General features: G+C 33.9%; 9 protein-coding genes. All 9 read right to left on the minus strand.

Annotated features, from left to right (window positions below; all coding sequences use genetic code 11):
- Nucleotides 1–178: 178 nt before the first annotated feature.
- Nucleotides 179–484, minus strand: a complete 306-nt coding sequence (locus tag L950_RS26125; protein ID WP_197086302.1) for a PDZ domain-containing protein — start codon at nucleotides 482–484, stop codon at nucleotides 179–181.
- Nucleotides 481–1173, minus strand: a complete 693-nt coding sequence (locus L950_RS26130; RefSeq protein WP_052764351.1) for a hypothetical protein — start codon at nucleotides 1171–1173, stop codon at nucleotides 481–483. Before L950_RS26130 ends, L950_RS26125 begins: the two co-directional genes overlap by 4 nt.
- Complete coding sequence (locus tag L950_RS29685) at nucleotides 1140–1340, minus strand: hypothetical protein (protein ID WP_197086303.1); 201 nt, start codon at nucleotides 1338–1340, stop codon at nucleotides 1140–1142. Before L950_RS29685 ends, L950_RS26130 begins: the two co-directional genes overlap by 34 nt.
- Before the next feature lie 340 nt (nucleotides 1341–1680).
- Nucleotides 1681–2034: a RagB/SusD family nutrient uptake outer membrane protein gene (locus tag L950_RS32380; RefSeq protein WP_031287111.1), complete on the minus strand. Its 354-nt coding sequence runs from the start codon at nucleotides 2032–2034 to the stop codon at nucleotides 1681–1683.
- Between the two features lie 29 nt (nucleotides 2035–2063).
- Entirely contained in the window at nucleotides 2064–3215 is a 1152-nt protein-coding gene (locus tag L950_RS07540; protein ID WP_231576964.1) for a RagB/SusD family nutrient uptake outer membrane protein, read from the minus strand.
- 11 nt (nucleotides 3216–3226) lie between these two features.
- The gene (locus L950_RS32385; RefSeq protein WP_262507017.1) at nucleotides 3227–4375 is read right to left on the minus strand and encodes a TonB-dependent receptor domain-containing protein; all 1149 of its coding nucleotides are present in this window, start codon (nucleotides 4373–4375) and stop codon (nucleotides 3227–3229) included.
- Nucleotides 4315–4695, minus strand: coding sequence for a TonB-dependent receptor (locus L950_RS35145; protein WP_262507018.1), 381 nt, complete (start codon nucleotides 4693–4695; stop codon nucleotides 4315–4317). Before L950_RS35145 ends, L950_RS32385 begins: the two co-directional genes overlap by 61 nt.
- Nucleotides 4692–5453, minus strand: a complete 762-nt coding sequence (locus L950_RS32390) for a hypothetical protein (RefSeq protein WP_231576965.1) — start codon at nucleotides 5451–5453, stop codon at nucleotides 4692–4694. Before L950_RS32390 ends, L950_RS35145 begins: the two co-directional genes overlap by 4 nt.
- Before the next feature lie 14 nt (nucleotides 5454–5467).
- Nucleotides 5468–6466 carry a TonB-dependent receptor plug domain-containing protein gene (locus tag L950_RS32395; protein WP_231576966.1) on the minus strand — a complete coding sequence of 333 codons (999 nt, stop codon included), beginning with the start codon at nucleotides 6464–6466 and terminating at the stop codon, nucleotides 5468–5470.
- Between the last annotated feature and the right edge of the window lie 706 nt (nucleotides 6467–7172).

The raw sequence follows: 7172 nt of genomic DNA on the forward strand, positions 1-7172 counted from the left end.
TATAACAAGATATTTACACAGAGATCCAAGTATTAGGCTGATTTAAAGTAGCGCTTACAATTACCTAACAAGATGTTTACATAGCAAAAAATAGCGAGTCGTTAATTTTGGTTAATTACGAGATGAGCATAATTAGAGTAAGAAATGGGAATTTCTTTATGAACTTGCTAAAAGTAAACTAATCATGATCAAAAGGAAGAGGATCTTTCAAAATAAATCGAAAATCCTTTTTTTCACCATTTCTTTCTATTTTCATTACGATCTCTTTTCCATCTTCCGATTTCATTAAGTTTGTTAAATCCTCCAGTGAGTACGAAGTTGCCTTTTTACCATTTATAACGAGAATTTTATCATCTTTCATAATCCCAACCAATTGAGCAGGTGAATTTGGTCTGACCATATCAATTTTAAAAAGTGTTTTCAAAACAAACTTAAATTGGACCTTATTATCGAAATTAACTTCCTTACTACCATCCTTCTTCAAGCAACCGGAACTTCTTCCTTTTCCCATTTGACACCATCATGGATAATCTCTAGACCACTCATATTGAGATAATAGAATTTATCAAAATTTTTATTTTTACTTAGATAAAGTTGATTATTGGGGTAATCAAAAATAATTTTAAAACGTCTCAACAGTTCATTACCAACTGAACCTATCCTATCATTGATCATCTTTGCATTTTGTATAGATTCCAATTCCGGATAAGCGACTAAAGGATATGACATAGTAAACGGACCTAAAGACAATTTTTTGATTCGATTGCGGAGTCCATAAATTTCTCCGTTGAAACCCTGACCGATATAGTCTTCTATAAAAGGTGCGCGAACTTGATAATTTTGTATTTTATCTTTTAATAATAAAACAGCATCACTATTTCCCATATCAATAAGTGCTTTACCGTCGATCTCGCCTTCATTCTGCTGTATTTTGATCGCAACATAGGGGCGACTTGAAATTATCTCCAATGGTAAGGATGTCATTTTGGACCATGATTTTGGATTGCTATCGGTGGGATACACCGTTATTCGCTTTTTTATGAAATCAAATGCAATCTTATGATCAGTAAAAAAACGACTTCCCAATATACCGTTTACCTCTACGCCTATACGTGATGAAATATCAATATGTTCATTATCTAATATAAAAATAGGATGATCGATATCTTCCATTTTTTACCAACCACCACATGATTATTGATCGCTAAAATACCGTCAACACCGGTATTCCGCCCCAGACCCTGAAACTTATTTTTAAAGATTGTACTATCGACTTCACCTAGAGATTTTCCAAAGACCATTGTTTCTTTTACTCCAGTGTCGAGCAGAAAATTCATCATAAAACCATTTACCTCTACAGGTATTATAACGAGATTATGTACAAATATAAATGGGAAACTTAGCTTCTTGTTTTTATGCAAAACGAATCCTGATTGCCCAAAAGCAACTTGGAAAAGCAAACATGTCAACAATAGGAGGCCTATTTTCATGAAAGTCTATATTGGTATAGACAATATACGAAAAAAGGAATAAGCTACTCGATTTTGAATTAAATAATTCTCAATGACGACTTGATAAACAGTTATATTATAATATTAAATTATATTCATAAAAAAAGCCTCCAAAAAGCTTAAATCTTCTTGGAGGCTTTGAATTGAATCAAGGCTTTAATAGTAATATTTATTCTAAGCCTTTATTATAGTCTGACTCTCTTAATGGAATAGACCATGTCCATTTATTTTTATCTTGAGGATTGATGGTAACGGCTAATGACGTCAAGAAATTTCCTCCATTTGCATGCGCGTTTCGAATGATCGGATCACCCCATCTTTTCATATCAAACCAGTCAAATCCTTCACCCCAAAGCTCAATTGCGCGATATAATTTGATTTCCTTTAATAATTCTGCACCTGTTTTTGTACAATTATACTTTGCATCTCTACCAGAAGAAGAATTTAATTCATTCAAAGTAGCTTGAACCGCAGTTGCCGGCTTATTTTGGAAATATTTAGCTTCAGCTTCAATCAAGTACATCTCAGCAGCTCTAAAGTGATTCAGATTACCTACACCAGGAAGATCTTTTGCTTTAAATTTAAATTCATATAAGCATAAGGAACCGCTGTCGATTGTAAATCTGGAAATGTACGAAACGCTCTAGCTTTCATTTCAGGACCTGCAATACCAGTCGCTGTTGTATATGCCTCACCTTTAGGATCCAAAAATAGATCTCTTCTGATATCAGAAACAGGGATTTTATCAAAAAGCTCTCTACTGATAATTTTTGGTGTTGTTCTAGCAGCACTAGCAGTTGAATTATAAGCTATATAGGATTGGAATGAGTAAAAGAATAATGTTTCATCTGCCGCACCATAACTACTCCAAATCCATTCTCCATTTGGATCATAAAATCCGCTCTTATATTCATCATTATTCATCAATTTATAATTTTCGCGAGCGAGAATAGCAAATTTTTCAGCATTTACATAATCTTGTTTATTCAAAGCTGCTCTTGCATAAATAGCATAAGCGACATCTTTATTAACCTGAAAGTTCTTCCCTGATTCGCGGTTTAATTTTGACTCATCGTACATGGATATCGCATCGCTTAAATCCTTATAAATTAAATCATAAGTCTGTCCAAGAGTGGACAATGGCATATCACCCGTAGACACATCTGTTCTTAAAACTAAGCCGCCAGTTTGTCCATTGTTTGAATCACTCCATCTATTACCATAAATTTGAGCTAACATCATGAAGCTGTATGCTCTAAAGGTTAAAGCTTGAGCTTTTATAAATTGTTTTTCTGCAACTGGCCCCTCTGCACCATCAATATTTAATACAATTTCATTTGCGTTCGAAATTAATTTATAGTAATAATACCAAGGATAATATAAATAGATACTCGTTAAGTTCTGATTATAATTGGAGTTAATGATATCAGCCCAACCACTTAGATTGACAAAAAAATTGTTACCTGGGTAGTTACCGTAGTACATCTTTATTGTGCCCTCACCATTGAAACCTTGACTACTTAAATATTGTTGTGTCATCATCTTGGCAAGACCATTTACAGCAACTTTAGCGCTTTTTGTGGTTGCAAAAACTTCAGATTTCTCTACAGAGTCTGTAGGACGTGTATCTAAATAATCTTTACTACAAGACGAAAGAGAGACAACTCCTAATAATAATAACTTTATATAATTAATTTTTTTCATTGTTTAAATTCTTATAGTCCAACTTTTACACCAAAAGATACAGTACGAGGAGTAACCCAAGCATTTGTACTTATACCGTTCCATTGTTGTTGTGGGTTCATACCTTTACGCTTTGTCATTGTAGCCAAATTTTCTATTCCTGCTACTATTGTTACTGAAGATAAATCAATTCTGTTGATCAACTGCTTTGGCAAACGGTATCCAAATGCAATATTTTTCACAACAAGATATGATCCGTCTATAAGAAAGCGGTCACTCGTAAAATTATTCATATTACTTTGTGAAAAGTTGATAGCTGGAATTCCATTAGGATCTAATCTATTTTCAGATGTCGTAGTCATTCCTTCTGGCATACCTGACCATGAGTTCATAATATCTGTGTGCAAAGCTCCAGGAGTTCCTGACATACTCATTAAATCTCTGTAGGATGAGTCAAAAACTTTACCTCCAATTGCGTAGGTAAATAAAGCTGATAAACTGAAATTTTTATATTCAAAGTTTGTATTGAAACTACCGCTCATTTTTGGGATAACCGAACCGGACCAGTCTCTTACACCATAAGTTGAAGCATTGGTAACATAATATTTGCCATTGATTTCAACAAGTTCGGCTGCAGGTATTGCCGCCTTATCAGGCGCAGAACCATTCACATTAAATCTTTCTGTATCTGCTAAATAGAGTGATTTACCTGTCATCTGGTCTACCCCAGCATATTTAAACATCCAAAAATCATAACGTCCGCCACCTTCAACCCATTTAAAGTTTCCAGTTATAACGCCATTTTCTCTGTTTTCCTCTGGCAAACTTAAAATTTTGTTGGTCAACCACGTCGCGTTAGCACCAACGTTCCATCTCCAACCTTCACCTCTTAATACATCTACGTCGAAAGTTAATTCAATACCTCTATTAGACATTGATCCAATGTTTTTAGTTACAGTTGAAACAGCAGTACTTGTTGAGTTAGGCCCCGCTGATAACGGTAAATTAAGATCAAAAATCAAATTTTTTGATTGTTTATTGAAATACTCGATACTTAAGTTGGCACGTTTGAACAATTTCGCTTCGATTGCTGCAGAAAATGAGCTAGAAGTTTCCCAGATTAAGTCTGGTGAAGGAATCTGACTTTTATAAACTGCTCCTGCATTTGCATTTTGATCCATTGCATATAATGATAAATGCGCATATTTTTTGCACTTTCATCATTTCCTACTTCTCCATAAGACGCTCTTACCTTAAGGTCATTTACTGTATTTAAAGCATTCTTGAAGAAATCTTCTTTCGATACGATCCAACTACCGCCTAATGACCAAAAGTTACCCCAGCGATTATCTGCACTAAAGCGAGAAGATCCATCTCTTCTAATAGATGCTTCCGCAAAATATTTCCCTTCATAATTGTATCGAGCACGAGACAAGTAACTTTCTACACGATAATCTTCTTGATAATCATACAAAGAAGTAATCTTTGTAAAGTTGATCATATCAGTTTACCAGCGAAGATTTCATCTGTCTTATACCCATAAAGGTAACTCATGTTATCATAATAATTTTCATGACCCGCCAATACATCAATGTGATGCGCGCCAAAATCTTTATTCCAAGTTAACAATTGTTGGGTTGTATAATTCTTGTATCTATAGGTACGTCTTGCAGCACGGCCCTGCCCTACTCCATCACCGATAATCGCGTTATTATAGGTACGACGCTCAGAGTTACGTACATTTAAATCACCATTAACCGTAAAAGTAAAATCCTTTAAAAACTTAAATTCTAGAAAAGCTCTACCGTTCATTGTATTTTTAATGGTTTGATCGCTATTCAATTCATTTTCCCAAATTGTGTGGCGTCCCACATATTGCAATCGTGTAGATTCTCCATTATCGTACTGTTTTTCTCCCAAAAGACCTGGTGCATAACCTCCATCTGCATTATGTAGATGAATTGGATAAATAGGTGCAATTGAACGTGCATAGTTAAAAGGATTTGTAAATGAACCAGCATCATCTGTGGAACCGCTAATTCTATCCGAAATCTGGTGAGAACCAGCTAAATTGAAACCATATTTAAACCAATCTTTAGCTTGGAGTTCAGCATTCAATCTTCCCGTAAACCTTTTTAATCCAGAATTTTTAATATATCCCTTTTCATTTAAATATCCAGTAGAATAGAATACTTTAGCTTTATCAGTTGCAGTAGTTCCATCAATATTATAATTTTGGCGATGCCCAACACGATCCACCTCACTAAACCAATCTAAATCGTCACGATATCCATTTTTATTTGTGCATCTGAAACCAATTTTCCATTTTCATCAAATAATTTATTATCCTCTTTATCGTAAATATTTAATTTCAGGTAGTTACTAATTAAAGACTTGGAAGCCTCAGCGTTAGCTAGCTCTGTTGTTGGATAAGCTTTGGAGTTCGTGCTCAACAGGTTATTTCGGTATCCTGTCCACATAGCTTCCATAAATTGTCTATCATTTACACGGCTATATTCAGCAATTCCTCTTGAGTAAAATCCTTGATCTGTCGATACATTAACCTGAGAACGACCAATCTTTCCTTTTTTTGTTGTAATAATGATTACACCGTTACTTGCTCTACTACCGTATAGAGCAGATGAAGATGCATCTTTCAATACAGAAATACTTTCAACATCATTGGGATTGATATCAGAAATATCACCACCAAAAGGCACACCATCAACTACATATAAAGGGTCATTAGAGCCATTTAAGGATGAAAAACCGCGGATTCTAATACTTGGCTCATCACCAGGCATGCCCGAAGTATTATTTATTTGAATACCTGCTGCTGATCCTTCCAAAGCTGCAAAAGCATTTGTTACTGGTCTTTTTTCTAAATCTTTTGCTCCTATTGATGATACAGAACCCGTTAGTGATTCTTTTTTAGCAGTACCGTAAGCGACAACAACAACTTCACTAAGTTCTTCTCGTGAATCTTCCAAAGTAACATTAAATGTTGAAGCACCTTCTTTAACGATTAATGTCTTTTCGCCATATCCTAAGGATTTAAAAACGATTATCTTTCCCGTAGGTACAGAAAAAGAATAGTTTCCATTTGAATCGGTTTGAGTAGCTTGATTTGACCCCTTTACAACTATTGTCACTCCAACTAATGGCTTGCCATCAGCGCCTACAACGCGACCAGCAACCTTTTTCTCTTGAGCAAAAGCGACCGATGTCAGAATCATACTACCCACAAAAAAACTGAGTAATGTTTGTTTCATATATTTATATTTATTTAAATGTGTAAAGTCATAAAAAAAGACTTTGGCTAAGTAATTTCGTTTACTAAACAACTATAAATCAATATTTTAATCTTTTTTAAACATTTCATCACTAATCGCTTTTACGCAATCGATTGCATTTTTTCTCATGCATGTGACTATTTGTCAAGTTTAATATTTAAAATGAAATACGATTGTATAGTGCTTGGGTGCTTTTCAATGTGGCAGATTGCAAATATTTTAAAAATATCTGTCTAACATCATGTGTTAAATAATGTTAAAACCAAAGTTATAACATTATTTTTATTTGGCAAACTTTTGCAACTATTTTTTTTATATTGGTAATAAAACGCAAGATAAATAAGTTTAAACACATGAATTTGTGATTATAATTTTTAAATCATTAGCGAATCTGCTATTACGGTGATTCAAATATAATATCGGAAATCCAAAAAGTTGGTTATTGGGAATCATAAAGTAATATTTCATAATAAAAAAATGAAGATTATCTAGAGCAATTTGAGACGTATTCATCTTTTATAATTACGATGAGAGAAATGTTTATAAATAATAGAGTTCGCAACTAACCGCAATAAACTGCAACATCCGCAAAATCAAGAAAGGGATTATTCAACATATATCTATCACTTTATCAACTTATTAAAAGAAAATAATAGGTCGATATAAACTCAGTATATGTATTTTT

Origin of the sequence: Sphingobacterium sp. IITKGP-BTPF85, assembly GCF_001006065.1 — a bacterium.
GTDB classification, from domain to species: Bacteria; Bacteroidota; Bacteroidia; order Sphingobacteriales; family Sphingobacteriaceae; genus Sphingobacterium; species Sphingobacterium anhuiense.